This is a genomic window from Vibrio sp. JZG10 (assembly GCF_054064075.1).
The window spans coordinates 177317-202079 of sequence record NZ_JBSUGE010000008.1; the positions used below are offsets into that span (position 1 = coordinate 177317).

Here is a 24763-nt window from a genome sequence, read left to right on the forward strand (position 1 = left end):
TAGATTCTCGGTGAACCATTACGGAGAGTATTTCATTATTATACTCACAAGTCGGTATGAACTTGTTTTGTAGAAAACGCTAATAAAATCGCTAAACAGCTACATGCTAATAGAACGACACCTAAGTTTTGTGCTGTTCCAGCCATCGCTAATCCCGTCCCGATCATGATGTAGTACATGAGCCCAAATAAAGCGCCTGCGCTACCTACCTGTTGTTTATAATCAACGAGTGCGTCACTGAGTATATTGGGTATCGCAATCCCATACGACATGACGACTAACATCATTGGAGCAACAAACCAGATTGATTGGCTCAGAATCAACACACCGACTGATCCCAAACTAAGCAATACTGCTGAGAGCCAAAGTAGTTGGCTTTTTCGAACATTTTTAGACACTAGGGATTTATTTAAATAACTTCCAAGCAGAGTGCCTAACCCCAGTACCATGCCACTGTATCCAAATTGTTCGGAGTTATACCCAAGTGCTGAGAAAGTAAATGCGCCAAGTTGGTAATAAGCAAACAGAGCAATGTTATACAAAGCGACTAATAATGCTGAGCGCCAAATTCGCGCGTCTCTTAGCATTTTCAAGCTAAGTTGATGCAACCGCACTGGTGTGTGTTCCTTCTGTGTTTCAGGAAGCTTAATAACGTTATAAGCGAGCAATACTAGCGCGATTAAAAATAAGGCAAAAAACACATAACGATATCCACCAAGCCCTGTAAGCTGCCCACCTAATAGCATGCCAACTACCGGGCTGATTGATATACCCATCCCCATTAAGCTGAAGACTTTACTCAGTTCTTGGCCGTCAAACGCGTCACGAAGCATGGTCTGTGTGACAACGGATCCTACCGCGATACCAAATGCGCTCAGGGCTCGCGCAGCCATGACAACAGCAAAGCTTTCGGTTTGAGTTGCGAGTAAAGATGCGCAACCATAGATAAAGAGCCCAATAAGCATGGTGGGCCTTCTTCCCAGTTTATCTGCGAGAACTCCCCAAACTACAACGCCAATGGCAAAAGCTAGGAAGTAAATCGACAATGTTTGGGCTGCTTGTGCGTGGTTTACATCAAATGATAGAGCGATTGAGCTCAACGCTGGGCTATAGATGGTTTCTACAATTTGCGGAAACATCAACATAACCAGCATGAGCCATAAAGAGGGCTTAGTATTCATATTGTTACCCATCGTTAATGAAGTTGGCGGGCAGTATAAATGAGGCTATGATTGATCTAATAACAACATAAAAACCAAATACATCAACATTCGGACAAAATGGCGCTTATTAACGAAAAAACACAATTTGACGCAGACAAAATTTCTAATTGTGTAGTGGGAATTGCTGCGGATATTGGCAAGCACGACTCAGGTATGCATCAGCACAAAAAAGGGCAGTTATTGTACGCACCTCAAGGTTGTATGAGTTTTGCTCTGGAAGACTCGATTTGTATTTTGCCACCGACAAAGGCGGTTTGGATCCCACCTAATACGCCGCATCGCGCACTGATGACGAATGTGGTGGCGTATCGATCTTTGTATTTTGATTGTGAGGAGTTTGCCTGTCCGAGTAAGATCACGATGATAGAAGTGAATAATTTACTCCAAGCCCTCATTGATAAAATGTCATTTTGGGAGTGGGATAAGCCTAACAGCGAGATGCTAAATACGACAGCACTCTTCTGGGAGGAGTTTTATGCTGCGAAACGTTATTCGTTTCAGTTGCCTTTGCCATCACATCGGCGCTTAACAACATTTCGCCGGGAGTTGGTTGAACCTTCATTTCTCGCTCCTTCGCTTACTACTCTTGCAGACAAAGTGGGGGCAAGTACTAAGACGGTAACACGATTATTTAAGTCGGAAACGGGTATGAATTATCAAGATTGGCGTCAACAGTGGAGGCTCTTAAAAGCAGTTGAATTGTTATCAACGGGAATGCAAGTCAGCGCCGTTGCTGATTGGCTGGAGTTTTCTTCAGACAGTGCTTTTATTGCATTTTTCAAAAAGCAAACTGGGCAAACACCGCTAATGTTTATGAAAACTAGACCTTAAAACATCACGATGCTTACGTATTTCTTTAGTACAAATTTGGGTTTTATAGATTCCGTATATATTGGTTCACATAGTGAAATGCTATCGAGCACGTTACTTGTGTTTACTCGGCAGCTGACGAAAATATTGAGTAGCAAAGTCAATAAAGGCTCGGATGCGTTTTGGTTGATGTCGGTCGTGATGGTAAAGGAGTGAAAACTCCACACTCGGAATGCTCCAGTCGGTAAACACTTCTTTTAGCTTGCCTGTCTGGAGTTCTTGTTGGCAATAAAGTGCTGGTACACGGATGATACCATTTCCCGCCAACGCTGCTTTTATCATTACTCTGCCACTCTTACATCGTAACTGTCCACGTATCTGGTGTTCCGTTGACTGCTTTGTATTTGTGTTCTCGAATGCCCAGCGTGTCACACTACCTGTCAAACAAGTGTGTTTTTCTAAGTCTTTTGGATGCGAAGGATAGCCATATGTTTCTAAATAACTTGGGCTTGCGTACGTCCCCATTTCCACATCAATCAGTTTGCGAGCGATAAAGTTGGAGTCGTCTAACTTTCCCATTCGAAAAGCGATGTCGAATTCATCCGCGATTAAATCGACACGATGGCTGCTGAAATCTAAGTTAATGCTCACCTGTGGGTGTTGGATTAGAAACTGAGAAACGATATCTGCGACAACGTCTTCTCCTAAATAGCCCCCCACGCAGTTGATACGAATTTCACCTCTTAAGTCTTCTACATCATCAACCACTGCCATAACAGCTTGATCAATATTGTGAAGGGCAGTTTCACACTGTTTATACAGAACCTTGCCTGCTTCAGTGAGGTTCAGTGTTCGAGTGGTCCTTTGTAGCAAAGTAACACCAATTTGTTGTTCCAGATTTGTTATTTGACGTGAAACGTGTGAGCGAGAAACGCCAAGTTGCTCTGCTGCTTTCGTGAAGTTTCCTAGTTGAGCGATTAGGACGAAAGAGCGGATATCCGCAAGGTTGATGTGTGTTTGCATGATGACTTCTGCGTAATTCAAAAAAGTATTGTTGCAGTATAACAACAGTGTTTCAACTAGGTCGGTATATATCAACAAACAAAGTTTTCTTAAACTTATCGCCATTGAGGTAAACCGTTCTATTAAGGATTCAAAATGAAAAAGTTAATTGTTATTACAGGCGCTAGTTCAGGCATTGGTGAAGCGATTGCACGTCATTTCAGCGAACAGGGCCATGCTCTTCTTTTGTTAGCAAGACGTGTAGAACGTTTAGAAGCATTAAACTTACCAAATACGCTTTGTGAAAAGGTAGATGTGACCGATAAAGCTTCTTTTGAAGCGGCAATTGAGAAAGCAGAAGCGTTGTATGGTCCGGTAGATGCACTTGTAAATAACGCAGGCGTTATGCTTCTAGGCCAGATAGATACTCAGGACGCATCGGAGTGGAAGCGCATGTTTGATGTGAACGTACTTGGCTTGCTAAATGGCATGCAGTCCGTTTTAGCACCGATGAAAGCGCGTAACAGTGGTACGATCATTAATATCAGCTCTATTGCGGGCAAGAAAACATTTCCTGATCATGCCGCTTACTGTGGTACCAAATTTGCGGTTCATGCGATTTCTGAAAACGTACGTGAAGAAGTCGCATCATCGAATGTTCGTGTTACGACTATTGCACCTGGCGCAGTGGAAACTGAATTACTTTCCCATACTACGTCTCAAGATATTAAAGATGGCTATGATGCTTGGAAAGAGGATATGGGGGGCGTGTTGGCAGCCGACGATATTGCACGAGCAGTGCTGTTTGCTTATCAGCAACCGCAAGGTGTATGTGTTCGCGAAATTGCTTTGGCACCAACAAAACAGCAACCTTAACATTAATTTACAGCGACTTCTGGATCATTAGGGCTGTGAATACTTGCACACTGATTCGTGATTGATATGGCATCTTTCAACTAAGTCGTATGAAAATTTAGGTTACCCATTTAAGTCCGTAGCCTAAGTGTGTTATTGCTTATACCCAAGTTACTCAAGGTGAGAAAAAACTTTGAGTAATTTGGGTTTTTATTTGGTCTCAATTTTTAGTATGTAGCTCTATTGGGGTCAGCGGGCCACAGTCGTAAAGAAAAGGAGAAGGTGACGTAAAGCAAAATGAAGCAATATCCATAGCTTAATGAGAATTGATTTCATCAACGTCACAAGCCGTTACAATTATCCGTTAGGTATTATACTTTGTGGGTGGTTAATATTTAACCAAACAAGGAGGTGTGTATGAAACGATTCGCGAACATACTTTTTGCAACACAAGGATTGCCTGGTCATAGTGAGGCGCTCGAACAAGCGATGAGGATCGCATCCAGCAACAAAGTACCTGTTTCAGGGCTAATTGCGTGCCCCGATTTCCCCGCGGATATGCTCCAGTATCAGCAAAGTTATGAGCAATCGCTACAAGACTCCCTCAAACAAAGCATTCAGGAATACAGACAGAAGCTCGATCTTTCTGAAGATGATCTGGCATTTCCTCTTACTGTGAAAAGCAGTGAAAAACCCGCTGTCTGTATCATTAAAGAAGCATTAGCTGACAACAAAGATCTTATCATCAAAGAAGCTGAACCACTCGGTGAAGGTGCTGAAGGCTTCAAAGCCATTGATATGACACTGTTACGCAAATGTCCTTGTCCATTATGGTTACACCGACCGATTGATAAGCCGAGAGACAAACGCCGTGTGGCTGTTGCTATAGATCCGTTAACGGCGAGCGATGAACAGCACTCATTAGCGTTGCGTTTACTTGAATTATCTCGTTCAATAGCCGACACCTGTGACAGTCGTTTACATGTGATTTCTTGCTGGGAATATTACTTAGAGAACTACCTACATGACAATGCTTGGATTCAAGTCGACGATGCTGAGTTGAAACATGAACTCGACAAAGCAAAAGCCGATCATAAACAAGCTCTACAACAACTGCTGGAAGAGTCGGGGATTACGGGTGAAATTGTGATTCATCATTTACACGGAAAGCCTGATGAAAAAATCCCGGATTACGTAGAAAGCATAGAAGTGGACGTTCTAGTCATGGGTACCTTAGCGAGAACAGGGATATCTGGCTACGTCATTGGTAATACGGCTGAAAACATTTTGCAATCTATAAACTGTAGTTTGGTCGCTCTTAAGCCCGATGGTTTTGTATCGCCGATTCAGTAATTGGTGTGTAACAAACCTGGGTTTAAGTGGTTGTTTTAGGTAAAGGAGGGAGACGGAGTTCTAGAACATGGAATTATCAGTGTATCAATAAGTTATCAGAGGAGAGTGACATGAAAAACCTATGCCCGAAATGCCACACAGAAATGATAGAACGTTCGAACGTTTATGTTTGTCCGAGAAATGATATCGGTGACTGCACCTACGATGCGTTCGAGTTAACTGATGACGATAATCCATACACATTCAGTCGAGAACACGTAAGTAGTGATCTACGTTCTTACACCGTAGCGGACAGCAAGTAGCTGTTTGTATTAACGTTCCTTTAAGTAGCATTCAGTGATTGCTGTTTGCTACTTATCCCTTGGTTTTATGATCTTTTTTGAAATACTTGGGCTAAAACAATCAAGTGGAGCTTTTTATCTTTGCGCCAAATAGGGCGAACTTTCTTATAAAAATGAATGGGCTGCGATGTTGAATAGCATAACGGGTAAAGAAAACCTGCCGAAAAATCTCGATAATCAGTTGGTCTTACTGATTTTCCCTGTGCTGCCAATTTTAATCTTCTCTTTTCTTTTTTACATCTACACACCCGCAGGCGTAAGCTGGAATGCGGAATGGATACCTGGCCTCGATATTAACTTCAGCTTTAGGTTAGATGGTCTGTCATTCCTTTTTGCCGGGCTGATCAGCGGGATTGGCGCACTGATCCAAATATACGCTTTGGCTTACTTACGAGAGAGTGATAGCCGATTTTCCTTTCATTTATACCTAACCCTATTCATGCTTGCCATGCTAGGGATTGTGATGAGCGATAACATCCTGTTGTTATTTGTTTTCTGGGAACTCACCACCATCACTTCTTACTTACTGATTGGTTTTAATCACGAAAACAAAACGTCACGAAAAAATGCACTGCAGTCGTTGATCGTTACAGGTGCTGGTGGGCTAGCGTTGCTAGCTGGTCTTATCTTGCTGGGAGCAATGGCAGGGAGTTATGAGCTAAATACCATTATCGAGCAGGCAGACACTATTGCGCAGCATGAATGGTTTATCCCATCTCTCGTGCTCATACTACTTGGTGCATTTACTAAATCTGCGCAGTTCCCGTTTCATTTTTGGCTACCTAACGCGATGGCAGCGCCCACTCCAGTCAGTGCGTATTTACACTCGGCAACAATGGTAAAGGCGGGCATTTACTTGTTAGCACGTTTATCGCCAGTTTATGCTCATAGCGAGGTTTGGTTTTATGCCTTAGTGATCACAGGGAGTATCACCGCCGTTTGGTGCACGTTTGTCGCATTAAAACAAACTGACTTGAAGCTGATGCTAGCCTACAGCACGAACGTGGCTTTGGGGAAACTAACATTATTGTTAGGTATGGGCACAGATTTGGCCGTGAGTGCAGTATTGATGTTTATTCTCGCTCACTCTTTCTATAAAGCAGCGCTGTTTATGGTGGTGGGCAATATCGACAAAGCGACAGGAACACGAGATATCGATCAACTGTACGGCTTGAAGTCAGTGCTCGTCATCAGCATGGTTGCGGGGAGTTTGGCTGCATTGTCGAAAGCTGGGTTTCCGCCGTTGTTAGGCTTTTTGAGCAAAGAATACATGTACAAATCCGCCGTAGAGCTCAATAACTGGATCGCCTTTGTACTTTTAATCGTGAATATACTGATGGTTGCGCTAACTATTATGCTTATTGCGAGACCATTCTTTGCTCACCGTGATCTCGTGCCAATTGAAACGAAGCCGATTGAGGCCCAAAAGGCTATGTGGGTTTCACCTTTACTCTTGGCACTTGGCAGTCTCATCGTTCCGTTAGTCGGTTTAAATTGGTTAGATCGCAATATCATTTTTCCGGGCTCTGCTGACATTCTGCCCACAGCTGCTCTTAAAGCGACATCATTATGGCATGGTGTGAATGTACCGCTGGTCCTAAGCGTTATCACGCTAGTATTGGGGTATGTGGTGTACCGTGTTTATCCTACTGTGTCTGCATTTTTTCAGCGGTTACATCTGTTCGTACCTAAAGCGGAGAACGCTTTTGAACGACTATTAGATGGCATGATGACACTGGCGAAGTGGCAAACGGCGCTGTTGCAGCAAAAGCAGTTGAGTCGTTATGTTCTGCTATTTTTCACGGTACTCGCCGTCGCTTTGCTTGGTCAGGTAGCATTTATTCCTCTGCCTTTGTTTGAACAGCTTTCAAACGTGGCTTTCTATGAAATTGGCATTGCCTTATTGCTGATTGGTGCAGCGATCGTATGTACGTTGTCTCACTCAAGGCTTCTTGCGATTTCTGCGCTAGGTATGATTGGCTTTATGACCACGCTTGTTTTTATGATCTACAGCGCTCCGGACGTCGCGAAGACTTTACTGTTAGTGGAAACATTAATGGTGGTCTTTTTAGCATTGTTAATGCGTCATATGCCGCGTTTAACCACCGTGCCCAAGCATTCAATAAAACGCAAAGTGGCGAATGTTTGTATAGCGGGCGTGATAGGTGTTTCGATTACTTTCCTCTTGTTAGGAATCACGTCCCAGCCGATGGATTCATCGGTGTCGGATTTCTTTGCGGAAAATAGTGTCCCAGGCGGGCATGGGCGCAATATTGTCAACGTCATTCTCGTCGACTTTCGTGCGTTCGATACATTGGGAGAGGTTGTCGTCGTTGTCATTGCTGGGATTGCAGCAGTGAGCTTGCTTAAGACAAGAGCGAAAAAGCAAAACCGTATTCAATCATTAATTTTTGCAACCACGGCACATATCGTTGCGGCGCTCATGCTCGTGTTCTCAGTGTATCTGTTATTACGTGGTCATAACGAACCGGGTGGTGGCTTCATTGGTGCATTGATTGCCGTTATTGGCTTATCGCTTCTCATGTTCGCGGAATCACCGAAATACGTTCGTTCTAGATTGTATTTCAAGCCGTTTTTCATTGCGTTATCTGGCATCGCATTGAGCTTAATATCTGGTGCTTTGAGCTTTGCGTTTGATAAACCGTTTTTAACCGGGTTGTGGTGGAAAGATGTGATACCACTGGGTACGCCGTTGGTTTTTGATGTTGGTGTTTATCTTGCCGTTATAGGTGGCGTGATGGGAATGTTGCTTCGTATTAATGAGGAGCTAGAGTAATGGAAATAGTCTGGAGTGTTGTCGTTGGAATACTTGTTGCCGCAGGCGTTTACTTAATGCTAGAAAAGCATATCTTGCGTCTTTTGTTCGGTATCATGTTACTCAGTAGTGCGGTTAACCTTGCTATTTTTACCGCGGGAAGGCTGACTCCTGGAGAGCCGCCATTGATTGGTGATAATGCACTTTTGCCACCAGATGGCGCGGCAAACCCATTACCTCAAGCACTGATTTTAACTGCGATAGTCATCGGTTTTGGGCTACTTATTTTTGCTTTAATGTTGTTCTATCGAGCTTATAAAGATTCTGGAACCGCAGACGTCGATGAAATGCAACGTTCTGAGGAGGGTCAATGAGTTCGATTTTGCTGACGTTACCTGTTGTTCTTTCATTGAGTACGGCGCTGACCATTTTCTTTGTACGTCGCTCAACAAAAAGTGCTGAGTGGTTAAGTGGCGCGAGTGCGATTTTGAACCTTGTTGTCGCAGGCCTTCTCACAGAAAACATCATAAGTAATGGTATTCAAGCCGTTGCTTTTGGCCAGTGGCAAGCACCGTTTGGTATCGTCTTTGTCGCAGATTACTTCAGCGTTGCCATGGTGATGATTACGGCAGTGATTGGTGCGATATGTGTTTTCTATGCCATGGCGGACCTTCACCGAAAACCTTCCTATAGCAATTACCATGCGTTGACGCACGTGTTGCTTGCTGGTGTTTATGGCGCGTTCCTCACCGGAGATATTTTTAATCTGTATGTTTGGTTTGAGGTCATGCTCATCGCGTCATTTGGTTTAATGGTATTAGATGCAACGAAAACTCAAATTGATGGGGCAGTGAAGTATGTGATGTTGAACCTGATTTCGACGCTAGTGTTCTTACTTGCCATCGGTTTGTTGTATGGCGCTACGGGCACCTTGAACTTGGCCGATCTCTATACCAAAGCGGGAGAGAGCGAATTGAGCATCAACATGATGTTGTCCGCCTTGTTTTTGTTTGCCTTTTCTATCAAAGCGGCACTATTTCCTTTATTTGCTTGGTTGCCAGCTTCTTATCACACCTTACCAAGTGGTGTGGTTGCGCTGTTTGCTGCGTTGCTTACTAAAGTCGGCGTATACGCGTTAATACGAGTCTTCACATTAGTATTTCCGCTCGCCGAGAGTGGTTGGCAGCCGACGTTGATTTGGATTGCTGGCCTCACCATGTTAACGGGCGTTTTGGGGGCGGCAAGTCAATTCGACATTAAGAAAATTCTTTCTTTTCACATCATTAGCCAAATAGGTTACATGATAATGGGATTAGCGATTTACACTCCTTTAGCTTTGGCTGGCGCTATTTTCTACATTGTTCATCACATCATTGTAAAAGCGAATTTGTTCTTAATCGGTGGCTTTATTGAGCGCAAATATGGCTCTAGTCAACTTGAACATTTGGGCGGGGTATATAAAGCAATGCCTTGGTTAGCGTTCTTGTTTCTTGTCCCTGCGTTTTCTCTGGCAGGATTTCCGCCGCTCTCTGGTTTCTGGGGCAAATTTTTGGTGATCAAATCGAGTTTACAGGCTGAATATTACTGGTTAGCCGGTACCGCGCTGTTGGTGGGGCTGCTTACCGTCTACTCGATGACGAAAATTTGGAGTGAGGCATTCTGGAAAAAGCTGGTTAGGGAGAAAACAGAACAGACTCTGCAAGTCAAAGTACATTGGTTGTATTGCGTTCCAATTGCCGTATTGACCATATTCACGTTGGTCATAGGCTTTGTGGCGGAGCCTTTTTATCAGTTTTCTGTTCAAGCTGCTGAACAACTGTTAAATCCGAATGAATACATTCGAGCGGTATTGGGAGGAAATCCATGATCTATCTATTCCTCAATCTTTTCTTAGCATTAGCATGGATGATGTTAAACGGCAGCTATTCGAGTTTGAATTTTATTGTCGGATTTACGGTCGGTTTTTTTGCCTTACGGTTGAGCCAACCATTTGGATTAAAAACCAGCTACTTTCGACGTTTTGCGTCGGCATTAAAGTTACTGGTGTACTTCGCTTATGAAATGATCATATCGGTTGCAAGAGTCGTGTGGGATGTCGTGACGCCAACGCATTTGAGCCAGCCAGATATCGTCTATGTCCCTTTGGACGTCGATTCCGACCTTGAAATCACCTTACTTGCGAATATGGTTTCTTTAACACCGGGCACACTCAGTTTGGATGTTACGCCTGATAAAAAGCATCTTATCGTTCACGCCATGTTTGCACCTGAGCATGAAGAAGTTATTCGTGGAATTAAAAACGGATTAGAGCATCGAATTTTGGAGGTGACGCGTGGGTAGCTGGCTGCAAATAAGTGTCACTTTTGCCTATGCAGGGCTATTACTCAGTTTTGTTATGGCTTTCTTCCGTTTAATTTTAGGACCAACGCTGGCTGACCGAGTTGTGGCGTTAGATTTGATTTCATTTATCACCATCGGTTTTATTACGGTTTACACCTTAGACAGTGGTGAGGATGCCTTGTTAGATATCGCCATTACATTAGGTTTGGTCGCATTTCTTGGCACAATCGCATTTGCGCGTTTGATCGTTAAAAGGAAGGAGAGAGAATAATGGATGTGTTGATTGGGCTGTTTTTATGTTTAGGGACGTTATTGATCCTAAGCGCTAGTTTAGGTGTGTTGCGGTTGCCAGATCTATATACCCGAATGCATGCCGCAACCAAAGCCGGTACCGTTGGAGTTAGTTGCTTACTACTAGCGGTTGCCTTCTCACTCCCTGAAGTTACTGTGATCTCTCGGGTTATCGGTACGATGTTGTTTATCGTTCTCACTGCGCCAGTTGCCTCCCACCTACTCGGAAGAGCAATGCGAGAGGTCGGATATAAGATTTGGCGCAATGATTAACCATTAGCGTCGAATACTACTACGTCCTAGTTGAAATAAACTCGAAGCTGTATTGATGAAGTCGGAAGTAATTGACGGTATATTCAAATGCACGACCATCTTCTAGGTAACCAGTGGACTCAACTTTTAGAATAGGGGAAGCTTCTGATTCATTCAGGTATGAGGCCGTCTCTGCATCTAACAAATACGGTTTGACAGACTGACTGCTTTTCGCAATTTTCAATCCTTTGCTATTTTCAATGTACTCATATTTAGAACCATTCATTATGGCTATGCTCAAGTCTGGAAATAACACTGCTGGCATATGAGTGACTTCGTAAATTTCAGGCTCATCATTAATACATCTGAGTCTATGTATTTCATATGTATCATCATTGGGCGAGAGATTTAACTGCTTAGCAACCTGCTCATTCGGCTTTTTAAGTTCGAACTTTATGACTTGAGAGCTAGGAGTTTTCCCCTGTTTACTGACTTCCTCGATAAAACCCAGCAAATGTAAGGCATCATGTTGGGCTTTTAGATCGTTTACATAAGTTCCACTACCTCTTGTCCGACTAATTAAATTATTATCGACCAGAATTTGTAAGCTTTTTCTGATGGTTACGCGGCTTACGGAAAACTCTTCTTGCAAATCACTCTCTTTTGGAAGCATCGATTTAGGTTGTAGTTCCCCATCTTTGATCTTTTTTTCTAATCGTTCCGCAATGTCTATGTATTTGGGTTTCATAATACCTCGCTAAGTCTTGGATCATGATAGCAAGAATGTGATCTGAGATGTAGTTAATACTTTTCCTTAGGATCTTTGTGTGATTTTTATCTCGTATCTTTGTGCTTACACTTTAAAAGTATCATAAAAGTATTAATACTTATTTTATACATTTTCAGGGTAAACATTTGAGGTAGCGAAATGAAACGTCAAAAATTAACGATTGTTGGTGCTGGCAGTACATACACACTTGGTATGATGAACAGCCTTATTGCCGAAAAAGATAACTTTCCACTCGCAAAAGTCGTGTTTTACGACATAGATGAAAAACGCCAAGAGTCGAATGCATTAGCTACTGAAATTCTATTGCGAGAACACTATCCAGAAGTTGAAGAGTTTGTTTATACAACGGATAAATCTGTCGCATTCGCAGATTCGGACTTTTTCTTTATCCAGATCCGCACTGGTGGGTTGGCCATGCGCGAGCGCGATGAACAAATCCCGCTATCCAACTCTTGTGTTGGGCAAGAGACATGTGGCGCGGGAGGAATGGCATATGGACTTCGCTCTATCGGCGACATGATCCAGCTAGTGAACGAGATCCGACAAACGTGTCCAGATGCGTGGATTCTTAATTACACCAACCCGGCGGCAATTGTCGCTGAAGCTTTAAATCGTGAATTTCCGCATGATAAGCGAATTCTAAATATCTGTGATATGCCAGCAGCGATTATGGTCAGCTATGCGCAATTGTTAGGGTGTGAAATTTGGGACTTTGTTCCTGAATACTTTGGGCTTAATCACTATGGCTGGTTTACCAAAATTCGTAACAAACAGGGTTATGACTTAACGGATAAAATTAAAAATATCATCTTAAAAGAAGGGATCAGTGCGGTTGATGCGGAAATAGCGGATGACCCATCGTGGCAAGCCACATTCAAAAACATGAGAACGATGCTTGCTGATAATCCAGAGTTTTTGCCGAATACGTATCTTCAATACTATTTGTACCCTGAAAAAATGGTGGCGAAAGAGGATATCAACAATACTCGCGCAAGGCAGGTAATTAACGGCCGTGAGAAGCGAGTGTTCGAATTGAACGCAAGAATAATTGAAGCGGGCACCACGAAGCACGAAACACTGCATGCCGATATCCATGGTCGATACATGGTGAGAGTCGCGGCTTCGCTAGCCTACAACTTGAGCGATGTATATCTCGTCATCGTACCGAATAATGGTGCTATTACAAACTTACAAAATGACGCTATGGTAGAAGTTCCTGCAGCGCTAACTAGTGATGGACCGAAAGCTTTTACTGTAGGAAAAATCCCAACTTTCCAAAAAGCCATGATTGAGAGCCAACTTGGTTACGAGAAATTAGTCGTGGATGCTTGGTACGAAGGAAGTCAGCAAAAGCTGATTAATGCACTCACACTTAACCGTACCGTGGTTAATGTGCCAAAAGCTAAAGAAATAACAAAACAATTACTAGAAGAAAATAAAGCCTACCTTCCTCAATTTTTTCAATAACAACTGGACGTTCGGGGCCTACTTGTAGGCTCCGTGAATGAAACAAGAGGTTTATATGAAAGACATTATTCAAAGGTTCGGGGCCGCGATGTTTGTTCCCGTTCTATTATTTCCAGCAGCGGGCATGTTATTGGGTTTCTCCGTTGTGCTGTTAAATCAAGAAGTGTTTCCTTGGGCACTGGAGGGGAGTGCTTGGGTTAAAGTCTCGACGATCATTTTACAGGCATCACTCGCCGTATTTAAAAATATGGCACTTATTTTTGCCGTTGGGTTACCTATCGCTTTAGCTAAAAAAGCATCTGGTCGCGCTGTACTTGCAACACTCGTTTCCTACATTACGTTTAACTACGTTATTGGTGGAATCCTTCAATTTTGGGGACCAGAACTGGGCGTTAACTATACGGAAGGTGAGCGAGGTTTGACTGAAGTTGGTGGCATTCTAACGCTTGATACAAACTTGCTAGGTGCCATTTTAATTGCAAGTCTTTCTGTTTGGGTTCACAACCGATTCTTTGATAAAAAGCTACCGGATTGGGCGGCTGTATTTGGCGGAACGCCATTGGTTGTGATCATTAGTTTCCCAATTATGGTCGTGATGGCAATTCTAACTTGTTTGACTTGGCCAAGTATTCAGCATGGTATTAACAATCTGCAATCATTTTTGGTTTCTGCTGGATCTTTAGGGGTATGGCTATTTACGTTTTTAGAGCGAATCATGATACCAACGGGGTTGCATCATTTCGTATATGGTCCCGTTTTTTATGGGCCAGTTGCAGTCGATGGCGGGACGGTTGCCTATTGGATTCAAAATATACAGACATTCGCCCAGAGCTCGGAAAGTTTAACGACACAATTTCCCCAAGGTGGTTTGATGTTGACGGGAATGGGTAAAGTGTTTGGTTGTACGGGTATCGCACTAGCACTTTATTCAGTTGCGAAAAAAGAAAATAAAAAGATGGTGATGGGGTTAGTGCTCGGAGCCGCAATCACAGCAATTCTTACAGGGATCACTGAACCAATAGAGTTTACATTCTTATTTATCGCACCTGCGCTGTTTGCTTTGCATGCGTTGTTATCTGCGACAATGGCAACGATCGCCTTTATGTTTGGTGTTTCCGGTAACTTTCAGACTGGCTTGATAGACTTTATTTTCCAAAACTGGTTGCCTTTGGCTGGTAACCATGCGGGAACATACGTGATTCAGATTATTATTGGTCTCATGTTTACTGGTGTTTACTTTGTGACGTTTCGCGCGCTTATTTTAAAATACAACATACTTACTCCGGGACGTGAAGGTGCAGATAGTAAGTTGTATTCCAAAACTGACTACAAAGAAGCGAAAGCGGTCCACAACAGTAGCGCAAGTCCGTCACAAGCTAGTGCCTTTATTGAAGGTTTGGGTGGAAAAGAAAACATTGAATTGTTAACTAATTGCGCGACGCGTCTGCGTGTTAAAGTTAAAGATGTCTCTCTTGTAAAGGAGAACGCATTTTTCACACAGCACGGAGCGGTGAATATTGTTAGAAATCAAGAGAGCCTTCAAATCATCGTTGGTTTAACGGTGCCACAAGTTCGCGAAGATATGAGCCAACTGATAAAAGCTTAACCCCCAAATTAATGCTCCAGCTAATATGGCTCAAAGGTGAGATAGAATTATCTCACCTTTTTTGTGTACATGAAGCATATTTCGCGCAGTTTCCACGAAAGTGGGGAGGAGTTATCGAGCGAGCTAAAAATACAGTTAGGTTATACCCGTCTGTATTGTTGGAAGACTTGTTGAGTCTCTAAGTGACAGTGGCGCCACTTTCTATGTTGAAAAGCGTTTTAATTTCTTCCAGCACTTCTGGGTTAGCAATAGCACCAATGTTTTTTACAGCTTGTCCGTTTACCAATTGTTTCACTGCTAGCTCAACCAATTTGCCTGAGCGCGTTTTAGGAATATCACTGATAGCAAAAATTTGGCGTGGTACATGGCGCGGTGAACATTTTGTTTTTAATGTTTGGCGAATTGAATCGGTGAGTTGTTGGGTTAACTCGACGTCGTGAGCGAGTTTTACTAGTAACCAGATTTCTTCAGACTGCTGGTTTAACTTGCCGACAGCGATGGAGTCTTCAATCTCGGGTAACGCGTTCACTTGCTGATAAATTTCGGCGGTACCGATTCGTACGCCGCCTGGATTTAAGGTTGCGTCACTACGGCCATAAAAAATAAAACCGCCATGTTCGGTTTGCATCACATCGTCGCCGTGGTGCCAGATATCGGTAAACTTGCTCCAATAAGCGTTGTGATAGCGTTCGCCGTTGTCGTGCCAAAAACCGATAGGGAAGTTAGGTAGTGAGTTATTGCAAGTCAGTTCGCCGCGTTGCGGTGTAATGGTTTTTCCCTCGTCGTCCAAAACACGCACGTCGATTCCAAGCCCTGAACCTTGGCATTCGCCTTTGTAAACTGGTGAGATAGGGTTTCCAAGTACAAAACACCCACAAATATCGGTGCCGCCAGCGATAGAAGCTAGATGTAAATCCTGCTTGATGTGCTGATAGACATAATTAAATTGTTCTGGGTAAAGCACTGAGCCAGTCGAACACAGGGTTGTGAGTGATTTCAGGTCATGTTCTGACTTGGGAGAGTAACTCGCATGCTCCAGTGCCTCTAAGTATTTCGCTGACGTACCAAACAGTGACACGCTATGTTCTTCCGCTAATCGCCATAAGACGGAATGATCAGGGTAAACCGGACTACCATCGTAAATCACTAAGGTAGCACCACTCGCAAGTGCTGAAACATGCCAGTTCCACATCATCCAGCCACATGTTGTGTAGTAGAAAACCTTGTCTTGTGGTTTGATATCGCAATGTAGTTGATGTTCTTTGAGGTGATTGAGCAAGGTACCGCCCACGGAATGGACAATACACTTAGGTTGCCCCGTTGTGCCAGAAGAATACAAAATGAATAACGGGTCATTAAACAATGTTGATTGATATTGAACTGGTTTTGGAGAAAAGTGGTGAGTAATATCAGACCAATACACAAAGTCAGAAGTGCTAGCACTCTTAGCGTTTTGTACATATTCGATTTGGCATACGCTAATAGTGGCGTATTCGGAGACACTGCTTAGCTTACTACTAAGAGTCGTGTTTTTGTCCGTCATATCGAAAGCTTTGCCTCCGAACTGGTAGCCATCACAGCAAAAAAGAACTTTCGGCTTGACCTGGCCAAAACGCTCTACGACGCTATCGATACCAAAATCAGGCGAGGTTGAAGTCCAAATGGCACCAAGACTGGTGGTGGCCAGCATGGCAATAACGGTTTCAGGAAGGTAGGGCAAATAACCCGCAACGACATCGCCTTTGCCAACACCACAAGTGATTAGCCATTGCTGAACGACAGACACTTGTTCGAGCAACTGTGTACCAGTGAGCTGCTTGTGTTCACCGCGTTCATTAGTAAAAACGATAAACTCACGCTCAGGTGTTTGTTCGGCCTGAGAGAGGAGGTTCTCTGCGTAGTTCAGCGTGGCGTCAGCAAACCATACGGTGTCCCTATTTACATGGCTCTGAGTAAAATCTGTCTGTGTCCACTTGGGAGCACCAAGGCTTTTGACTTGCGAGCCAATATTTCCAATGACGTTACAGAAATGCCAGGTATGTCGCCAAAATTCGTCATTGTGGTCAATGGACCACTGGTGTAAAGACGTGTAATTATTGATTGAGATATCTTTAGTTTGGTGCGCATTAACCGTCTCGATAAATCGTAGCAAGTTGCTATTGCTGATGCGCTCAGCAGATGGTGACCAAATAGGTGCAGAATTTGGCATAGGTCCCTCCTAACTTCAATCCGTTTGAATATGGCTAAAAACAAAATAAAAGGGCGAACATCGTAATGCTCGCCCCTCGTTTCGATTGCTTAAAGTTGCTCGGCAAGCTGAGGTAATACCTCAAACAAATCACCAACCAATCCATAGTCGGCAACTTCAAAGATAGGAGATTCAGGATCTTTATTGATCGCGACAATCACTTTGGACTCTTTCATTCCTGCAAGGTGTTGGATGGCACCGGAGATCCCGACCGCAATATAAAGCTTAGGTGCAACGATTTTTCCGGTTTGACCCACTTGTAAGTCGTTGGCGACAAACCCAGCATCAACCGCCGCGCGAGAAGCGCCAATGGCGGCCCCCAGTTTATCGGCGACTTGTTCGATCAATGCGAAGTTCTCTTTGCTACCGACCCCGCGTCCACCTGACACAACCACCTCTGCCGCGCTTAATTCAGGACGCTCTGACACGGTTTTATCGACAGAAACCAATTCAACCATTGGCTCTGAGATAGTGACCTGCTGATGTTCGATATCAGCTTGGTTGTGACAAGTAACCGGCTCAAACGCAGATGCTCGCACGGTGACGACGCGAACCTTGTCGCTGGTGGTCACTTTGGCAAATGCATTCCCTGCGTAAATAGGGCGGATAAAAGTGTTTTCATCGATAACTTGGACAATATCGGAGATTTGCCCAACGCCGAACTTCGCTGCTATTCGCGGTGCAAGATCTTTCCCTTTTGATGATGAGCTAGCCCAGATTGCGTCAAAACCTTCAGCAATACTCACTACAATAGGTGCGATACTCTCGGCAAATTGATGCTTAAGTTGCTCATCATCGACACAAATTACATTTGATATACCATCAACGCGACAGGCTTGCTGAGCGACTTCTTCACACTCGTGGCCCACTACGATCAAAACATTGTCTTGGCTGACTTGTTTTGCTGCATTAACCACTTTGAGTGTGTCCGCATGCAATTGGTTATTGTCATGCTCTGCTATGATTAAGTTCTTCATGAAATCACCTTCGCTTCGTTACGCAGCTTATCGAGAAGCTCTGAGACAGATTCAACCTTGATGCCACCTTTTCTCTGCGCTGGTGGTGTGACTTCTTGAATGGTTTGGCTAAATACCACTTCAACACCCAGAGTGTCAGGTGTGATTGTATCTAACGGCTTGCGCTTAGCTTTCATAATATTAGGCAAAGAGGCAAAACGCGGTTCATTCAGGCGTAAGTCAGTACTGATCACAGCAGGTAAGTTCATCGCAACCGTCATCAAGCCGCCATCCACTTCTCTCACGACCTGAACTTTTTGATCTTCTATCTTCACGTCGGAAGCGAAAGTTGCTTGAGGCCAGTCAAGTAGGGCTGCCAGCATCTGAGCCACTTGGTTGTTGTCAGTATCAATGGATTGTTTACCCGTAATCACAAGCTGTGCTTGTTCTTGCTCGACCAGAGCTTTGAGCAGCTTAGCGACGACCAATGGCTCTATTTTGTCTTCAGTATCGACATGAATAGCGCGATCGGCACCTAACGCAAGCGCAGTACGTAGTTGCTCCTGACATTGGCTACCGCCAGCACTGACAACGATGACTTCATCTGCAATACCTTGCTCTTTTAGTCGTACGGCTTCTTCAACGGCTATTTCGCAAAATGGATTAATCGTCATCTTGACGTTATTGGTTTCAACTTCGCTATGGTCCGCTTTCACACGAACTTTAACGTAGGGATCAATGACCCTTTTGATTGGCACTAGTATTTTCACGTTAGATTCCTTTTTACAGTGAAGGCTATGTGTTTACAGTGAAGACGATGTGATGACGTCTTTAAAATGATGTTAATTTACCTTTACGTTTGCGTCAACTTTAAATATATTGTTGCTTAACAAGTTGGCAACATGCAAAGAAAAAGGAATGCAATCATGGAAAGAGACTGCATGGAATTTGATGTTCTGATTGTAGGCGCTGGTCCCGCAGGTTTGTCTGCGGCATGCCGAATCAAACAATTAGCAGCAGAAAAAGAACAAGACCTCTCTGTTTGCGTGGTAGAAAAAGGCTCTGAAGTTGGAGCGCATATTTTATCGGGTGCGGTGTTTGAAACGCGAAGTTTGGATGAACTGTTTCCCGACTGGGAAGAGAAGGGCGCTCCACTCAATACCAAAGTAAACGAAGATAAAACCTACTATCTAGGCAATGAAATTAATGGTCATGAGCTGCCTTCTTGGGCTGTGCCTAACACGTTACATAACGACAGTAATTACATTATCAGCTTGGGCAATCTATGCCGATGGATGGCGTTGCAGGCCGAGAACTTAGGGGTGGAGATCTACCCAGGCTTTACCGCCAGCCAAGCCATCATTGATGAAGACAACCGTGTTTGTGGCGTTATCACGGGCGATATGGGGTTAGATAAAAATGGCGAACAAAAAGCCAATTTCGAACCTGGTATTGAACTGCGAGCGAAGTTTACCCTGTTTGCTGAAGGCGCGCGGGGTCATATTGGTAAGCAATTGATTAACCGATTTAATCTTGCTGAAGAGAAAACGCCTCAACATTACGCTATCGGTTTTAAAGAGCTGTGGGAAATCCCATCAGAGCAGCATCAGCAAGGTTTAGTAGTGCACGGATTAGGTTGGCCGTTATCAAACGAAGCCACAGGTGGCAGTTACCTCTACCATTTAGAGGGAAACCAAGTTGCCGTTGGGTTGATTGTTGACTTGAATTATAAGAATCCGCACTTGAGTCCATTCGATGAGTTTCAACGTTTTAAACATCACCCGTTGATTGAGCAATACCTCAAAAATGGTAAACGCATTAGTTATGGCGCAAGAGCGATCACCAAGGGCGGTTTCCATTCGCTTCCCACGCAACAGTTTGCTGGTGGTTTGTTGATTGGCTGTGATGCAGGAACGCTTAACGGCGCTAAAATTAAAGGCACGCACACCGCGATGAAATCAGGCATGCTTGCCGCCGAAGCAGTATGTGAAGCCCTTGAGAGTCAGTCAGTTACTGCTGATTATCAAAAGCTCTTCAAACAGTCTTGGCTGTATGAAGAGCTTTATCAAGCACGTAACTTCTCAAGTGGCATTCACCGCTTTGGATCGTGGCTGGGCGGTGGCTTAGCGCTGCTGGAACATAACGTGTTAAAAGGTAAAGCTAAGTGGCATATCCACTGTGATAAGCCCGACCATCAGTCTCTGTTATTGGCGGAAAACAGCAATGAAATTGTCTATCCGAAGCCTGATGGCGTGTTAAGTTTCGATCGCCTCTCTTCTGTTTATCTATCCAATATCTTCCATGAGGAAGATCAGCCGTGCCACTTACGTTTGGCGAACCAGCGGATTCCTATTGAGCAGAACCTTGAATTATATGCAGAGCCAGCACAGCGCTATTGTCCGGCTGGCGTGTATGAAATCGTACAGGGGGAGGAGCAGCCAGAGCTGCAAATAAATGCGGCGAACTGTATCCACTGTAAGACCTGCGACATCAAAGATCCAAGTCAAAATATTACCTGGACACCGCCGGAAGGTGGTGGTGGCCCTAACTATCCGAATATGTAGTCGTCTGAGAATAATTTTTATTAACAATTTATTTACTTAAAGTTTGCGTTAGTTCAAATCTTTCTCGATGAACTCGATTGCAACTTAATCTTTCAAGCACTATTCTGATTTTAAATTGACGTTTACGTAAACTGAATACAAAGTTGATGCATAGGTGTAAAAGCGGTTACCAGTATCAAAGTTAGGTTTGATCAAATAGTGCTCAATGGAACGTACTTAAATAACGAAAGGGAGATCAACTATGGTATCGGAATCGCCTCTGTTGCAGGTAAACGATATTTCATTGGCTTTTGGTGGGGTGAAAGCTCTAACTGACGTGAGCTTCCATGTGAATGAAAAGGAAATCTTTTCAATCATTGGTCCAAACGGTGCAGGTAAAACCTCAATGCTCAATTGCATCTCTGGTCGATACACACCAAACAAAGGCTCTGTAATCTTCGCTGGAGATGATGTAACCAAACGAACACCTAGCCAACGAGCTGAGTTAGGGTTGGGAAGGACCTTCCAGAACTTAGCACTCTTTTCTCATATGTCGGTACTCGACAACATTATGGTTGGTCGACATCACCTACTGAAAAACAACTTCGTCACAGGACCACTTTACTGGTTCTCTAACGCGCAGAAAGAAGAAATGGCGCACCGTAAATACGTAGAAGACGTAATCGATTTTCTTGAAATTCAGCACATTCGCAAAGCCACCGCTGGCACACTTTCTTACGGTTTACGTAAACGTGTAGAGCTTGCTCGTGCCATTGCCTTAAAACCTAAGTTACTGCTGCTTGATGAACCAATGGCAGGCATGAACTTGGAAGAAAAGGAAGACATGGCGCGTTACATCATGGATTTAAACGAAGAGTTAGACATCACCATCATCATGATCGAGCACGATATGGGCGTGGTGATGGATATCTCTAACCGCGTATTGGTGTTGGATTTTGGTAAACACATTGCTATGGGCGAGCCAGAAGAAGTGATGGCCAACCCGCATGTGAAACAAGCGTACTTAGGCGAAGAGCTACCGACATTAGAGGAGAGTGCATAATGGCACAGCAACATAATGATTGGGCAGATATAACCCGCTTAGATACCTTTCCAAAAGTATTGCAGCACAACGCCAAGCACTGGCCCGAGCAAGTCGCAATGCGTGAAAAGGAGTTTGGTATTTGGCGAGAGTTCACTTGGCAAGATTATGAAAACCGAGTGAAGTGGATGTCTCTGGCACTGCAAGATTTAGGTGTTGGTGAGCAAGACGTTGTTGGTTTGCTGGGTGATAACCGCCCGGAATGGGTATGGGGCGAGTTGGCCGCACATGCGATCAAAGGTTTCTCGCTGGGCATCTATCAAGATTCCATGCACGAAGAGGTGGCGTACCTCATAAACTATGCCAAAGCAAAAGTCGTGGTTGCGGAAGATGAGGAGCAATGCGATAAGCTACTTGAGCTCGGTGATGAGATCCCAAGCGTAGAATTCATTATCTATTGTGACCCGCGTGGAATGCGCAAGTACGACGACCCACGACTGATTGATGTTGAGCAGGTCTATAAAAAAGGTCAACTGATCGACAAAGCGGATCCCGATAAATACCTCAATATGGTTGCGGCAACCAAAGGCAGCGATCTTTCGATTCTTTGTACCACGTCGGGTACGACTTCCAAACCAAAATTGGCTCAGCTCCACAGCGGAACTTTCTTGGATCACTGTGCGGCTTATTTGCGTGCCGACCCGCGCTCCCCAGGCGACAATTATGTTTCTGTTCTGCCTTTGCCTTGGATTATGGAGCAGGTGTATGTGGTTGGTCAGGCGTTGATTTCGCGTCAAATCGTCAACTTCGTGGAAGAACAAGAAACCATGATGTCTGACTTGCGCGAAATCGGTCCAAACTTCGTCCTACTTGCGCCGCGAGTGTGGGAAAACATTGTGGCAGATGTGTCTGCACGAATGATGGATTCCACACCGTTTAAGCAGAAGATGTACAAACTGGGCATGAGCTTAGCGAATAAAGCGTTGGAGCAGGGTAAACGTTCAAAACTCGCTGAATGGATTTTGCTACGTGCTCTGCGTGACCGCTTAGGTTTCTCGAATCTAGCATCTGCTGCGACGGGTGGTGCGGCGATGGGACCGGATACTTTCCGTTATCTGCAAGCGATCGGCGTACCACTCAAGCAGCTTTACGGTCAAACCGAAATGTGTGGTGCGTACACCGTCCACCAAGCCGATGACGTGGATTACGATTCCGTCGGCGTCGCGTTTGACAATGCAGAAGTGAAAGTCATCAACCCAGACAGCAATGGCGTGGGTGAGATCATCGCGAAAAGTACGGGTATGTTTACTGGCTACCTGAACAACCAGGAAGCGTATGACGAAGACATACAAGACGGATGGATGCACACAGGCGATGCGGGCTATTTTAAAGACTCTGGCCACTTGGTGGTGATTGATCGTCTGAAAGATATGTCGGAAACCAGCCATGGCGACCGCTACTCTCCGCAGTTCATTGAAAACAAACTCAAGTTCTCGCCGTTTATTGCAGAAGCCGTAGTGGTGGGCAAAGGTCGACCTTGGCTGTCTGCCATCATCTGTATTCGCTACGCGATTGTTGCGAAGTGGGCAGAGCAGCGTGGCTTAGCATTCACTAACTACACCAACTTATCTGCTCAACCAGAAGTGTATCAAGCGATTCGTGAAGAAGTGCTGAAAGTGAACGAATCCCTACCGGATGCACAGAAGATCAGCAAATTCATTCTACTTTACAAAGAGCTAGATGCCGACGATGGCGAGCTAACTCGTACGCGTAAAGTGCGCCGTGGTGTGGTTGCGGAGAAATACGGAGACATCATCGAAACCATCTACAGCGACGATCCAAAAGTCGATGTGGATACGGTGATCACTTATCAGGATGGCACCAAAACACGCATTCAAACGTCGCTAGTGATTGAAACGCTTATTGAACATGAGCCAACACTGGTGGATAGCGAACAACGGAGGATCGCATAGTGAATACGGATTTATTACTGCAACTCGTCATTAATGGCGTGATCGTTGGCATGTTGTATGGCGTGGTCGCCATGTGCTTTGTACTGATATACAAATCGACCCAGGTGGTCAACTTCGCTCAGGGTGAGTTCTTGCTGATTGGCGCGTGGGTATGTTGGGCGGCGTTGGTGCACCTACAGTTGCCATTTTTTATCGGCTTTTTACTCACACTCGCGTTCATGATGGTGTTCGGTATTGCCGTGCAAACCATTGTGCTCAGACCGTTGATTGGTGAGCCGATCATCTCGGTGATCATGGTGACCATCGGTCTATCGATGTTCTTCCAAGCATTGATGAAATGGATATTTGGTGTCTCGGCTGTGTCGTACCCGCAAGTGTTCGAAACAAATGTGGTGAATATCGGAGGTTTGAACGTTGAGTTCGCTTACATTCTGAGCTTGATCTTCTCAATGTTCATCATGGGTGCGTTCTACTGGTTCTTCAAATTCAGCAAAATGGGTTTGGCGATGCGCGCAACGGCGTTTAACCAGCAAGTCGCCCAGAGTCTTGGCATTTCCATCAAGAAAGTGTTCGCCATCAGTTGGGCTATTTCGGCAATGGTATCCGCGACAGCAGGGATTGTTATCGGGATCGTAAACGGCGTCTCTGACGCGCTATCCATCATCGGTATCAAAGTGTTCCCAGCCGTTATTTTAGGTGGCTTGGACTCGGTGGTCGGCGCGATTGTCGGTGGTATCACCATCGGGGTGCTAGAGAACTTGGCTGAGTTCTTTGATAGCCAATACCTGCAAGTGGGTAACCTTTATAACATTGCACCTTTCTATGTGCTGTTAATCATTCTTGCCTTCAAGCCATACGGCCTGTTTGGTACCAAAGATATCGAGCGTATTTAAGG

At 44.4% G+C, this 24763-nt stretch carries 22 protein-coding genes; 16 read left to right on the plus strand and 6 right to left on the minus strand.

Features of this window, described 5'->3' with window-relative positions:
- Positions 1-44 precede the first annotated feature (44 nt).
- Complete coding sequence (locus ACWYVB_RS11315; RefSeq protein WP_317410401.1) at positions 45-1181, minus strand: multidrug effflux MFS transporter; 1137 nt, start codon at positions 1179-1181, stop codon at positions 45-47.
- 99 nt (positions 1182-1280) lie between these two features.
- Here ACWYVB_RS11315 and ACWYVB_RS11320 point away from each other — a divergent pair, with 99 nt between their 5' ends.
- Positions 1281-2054: an AraC family transcriptional regulator gene (locus ACWYVB_RS11320; protein WP_317410402.1), complete on the plus strand. Its 774-nt coding sequence runs from the start codon at positions 1281-1283 to the stop codon at positions 2052-2054.
- 93 nt (positions 2055-2147) lie between these two features.
- Here the strand turns inward: ACWYVB_RS11320 and ACWYVB_RS11325 are convergent, their stop codons facing one another.
- Complete coding sequence (locus ACWYVB_RS11325; protein WP_074190705.1) at positions 2148-3056, minus strand: LysR family transcriptional regulator; 909 nt, start codon at positions 3054-3056, stop codon at positions 2148-2150.
- A gap of 135 nt (positions 3057-3191) precedes the next feature.
- Between ACWYVB_RS11325 and ACWYVB_RS11330 the strand changes: the two genes are divergently transcribed.
- From ACWYVB_RS11330 to mnhG, 9 genes are all read left to right on the plus strand, one after another.
- The gene (locus tag ACWYVB_RS11330; RefSeq protein WP_046875926.1) at positions 3192-3911 is read left to right on the plus strand and encodes an SDR family oxidoreductase; all 720 of its coding nucleotides are present in this window, start codon (positions 3192-3194) and stop codon (positions 3909-3911) included.
- 396 nt (positions 3912-4307) lie between these two features.
- Positions 4308-5243, plus strand: coding sequence for a universal stress protein (locus ACWYVB_RS11335; protein WP_317410403.1), 936 nt, complete (start codon positions 4308-4310; stop codon positions 5241-5243).
- Between the two features lie 110 nt (positions 5244-5353).
- On the plus strand, positions 5354-5545 hold the full coding sequence (locus ACWYVB_RS11340; protein WP_005392611.1) for a hypothetical protein: 192 nt from the start codon (positions 5354-5356) through the stop codon (positions 5543-5545).
- 166 nt (positions 5546-5711) lie between these two features.
- Positions 5712-8381, plus strand: coding sequence for a hydrogen gas-evolving membrane-bound hydrogenase subunit E (mbhE, locus tag ACWYVB_RS11345; protein ID WP_317410404.1), 2670 nt, complete (start codon positions 5712-5714; stop codon positions 8379-8381).
- Complete coding sequence (locus ACWYVB_RS11350; RefSeq protein ID WP_006741070.1) at positions 8381-8734, plus strand: Na+/H+ antiporter subunit C; 354 nt, start codon at positions 8381-8383, stop codon at positions 8732-8734. The genes mbhE and ACWYVB_RS11350 overlap by 1 nt, the downstream gene beginning before the upstream one ends.
- Positions 8731-10227, plus strand: coding sequence for a Na+/H+ antiporter subunit D (locus ACWYVB_RS11355; protein ID WP_203347550.1), 1497 nt, complete (start codon positions 8731-8733; stop codon positions 10225-10227). The genes ACWYVB_RS11350 and ACWYVB_RS11355 overlap by 4 nt, the downstream gene beginning before the upstream one ends.
- Entirely contained in the window at positions 10224-10700 is a 477-nt protein-coding gene (locus tag ACWYVB_RS11360) for a Na+/H+ antiporter subunit E (RefSeq protein WP_005392607.1), read from the plus strand. Before ACWYVB_RS11355 ends, ACWYVB_RS11360 begins: the two co-directional genes overlap by 4 nt.
- Complete coding sequence (locus ACWYVB_RS11365; protein ID WP_203347549.1) at positions 10693-10971, plus strand: cation:proton antiporter; 279 nt, start codon at positions 10693-10695, stop codon at positions 10969-10971. The genes ACWYVB_RS11360 and ACWYVB_RS11365 overlap by 8 nt, the downstream gene beginning before the upstream one ends.
- Entirely contained in the window at positions 10971-11264 is a 294-nt protein-coding gene (mnhG, locus tag ACWYVB_RS11370; RefSeq protein ID WP_005392605.1) for a monovalent cation/H(+) antiporter subunit G, read from the plus strand. Before ACWYVB_RS11365 ends, mnhG begins: the two co-directional genes overlap by 1 nt.
- A gap of 19 nt (positions 11265-11283) precedes the next feature.
- On the opposite strand, the gene ACWYVB_RS11375 is transcribed toward mnhG, so the two are convergent.
- Positions 11284-11991 (minus strand): GntR family transcriptional regulator, encoded by a 708-nt coding sequence (locus ACWYVB_RS11375; RefSeq protein WP_005373312.1) that lies wholly within the window; start codon positions 11989-11991, stop codon positions 11284-11286.
- Between the two features lie 180 nt (positions 11992-12171).
- Here ACWYVB_RS11375 and ACWYVB_RS11380 point away from each other — a divergent pair, with 180 nt between their 5' ends.
- Positions 12172-13500, plus strand: coding sequence for a 6-phospho-alpha-glucosidase (locus tag ACWYVB_RS11380; RefSeq protein ID WP_006741068.1), 1329 nt, complete (start codon positions 12172-12174; stop codon positions 13498-13500).
- A 55-nt stretch (positions 13501-13555) separates the two neighbouring features.
- Positions 13556-15106, plus strand: a complete 1551-nt coding sequence (locus tag ACWYVB_RS11385; RefSeq protein WP_074190707.1) for an alpha-glucoside-specific PTS transporter subunit IIBC — start codon at positions 13556-13558, stop codon at positions 15104-15106.
- 178 nt (positions 15107-15284) lie between these two features.
- Here ACWYVB_RS11385 and ACWYVB_RS11390 read toward each other — a convergent pair whose 3' ends face one another.
- The 3 genes from ACWYVB_RS11390 to ACWYVB_RS11400 all read right to left on the minus strand — a co-directional run bounded on the left by ACWYVB_RS11390 (position 15285) and on the right by ACWYVB_RS11400 (position 19080).
- The gene (locus ACWYVB_RS11390; protein ID WP_457528990.1) at positions 15285-17315 is read right to left on the minus strand and encodes an acetoacetate--CoA ligase; all 2031 of its coding nucleotides are present in this window, start codon (positions 17313-17315) and stop codon (positions 15285-15287) included.
- Between the two features lie 89 nt (positions 17316-17404).
- Positions 17405-18331, minus strand: coding sequence for an electron transfer flavoprotein subunit alpha/FixB family protein (locus ACWYVB_RS11395; protein WP_104970578.1), 927 nt, complete (start codon positions 18329-18331; stop codon positions 17405-17407).
- Positions 18328-19080 (minus strand): electron transfer flavoprotein subunit beta/FixA family protein, encoded by a 753-nt coding sequence (locus ACWYVB_RS11400; protein ID WP_317410410.1) that lies wholly within the window; start codon positions 19078-19080, stop codon positions 18328-18330. Before ACWYVB_RS11400 ends, ACWYVB_RS11395 begins: the two co-directional genes overlap by 4 nt.
- Before the next feature lie 156 nt (positions 19081-19236).
- Between ACWYVB_RS11400 and ACWYVB_RS11405 the strand changes: the two genes are divergently transcribed.
- The 4 genes from ACWYVB_RS11405 to ACWYVB_RS11420 all read left to right on the plus strand — a co-directional run bounded on the left by ACWYVB_RS11405 (position 19237) and on the right by ACWYVB_RS11420 (position 24761).
- Positions 19237-20874: an electron transfer flavoprotein-ubiquinone oxidoreductase gene (locus ACWYVB_RS11405; RefSeq protein ID WP_457528993.1), complete on the plus strand. Its 1638-nt coding sequence runs from the start codon at positions 19237-19239 to the stop codon at positions 20872-20874.
- A 241-nt stretch (positions 20875-21115) separates the two neighbouring features.
- Positions 21116-21916, plus strand: a complete 801-nt coding sequence (locus ACWYVB_RS11410) for an ABC transporter ATP-binding protein (protein WP_005392600.1) — start codon at positions 21116-21118, stop codon at positions 21914-21916.
- Positions 21916-23868, plus strand: a complete 1953-nt coding sequence (locus ACWYVB_RS11415) for an AMP-binding protein (RefSeq protein WP_457528995.1) — start codon at positions 21916-21918, stop codon at positions 23866-23868. The genes ACWYVB_RS11410 and ACWYVB_RS11415 overlap by 1 nt, the downstream gene beginning before the upstream one ends.
- Positions 23868-24761: a branched-chain amino acid ABC transporter permease gene (locus tag ACWYVB_RS11420; RefSeq protein ID WP_006741061.1), complete on the plus strand. Its 894-nt coding sequence runs from the start codon at positions 23868-23870 to the stop codon at positions 24759-24761. Before ACWYVB_RS11415 ends, ACWYVB_RS11420 begins: the two co-directional genes overlap by 1 nt.
- Positions 24762-24763: the final 2 nt, after the last annotated feature.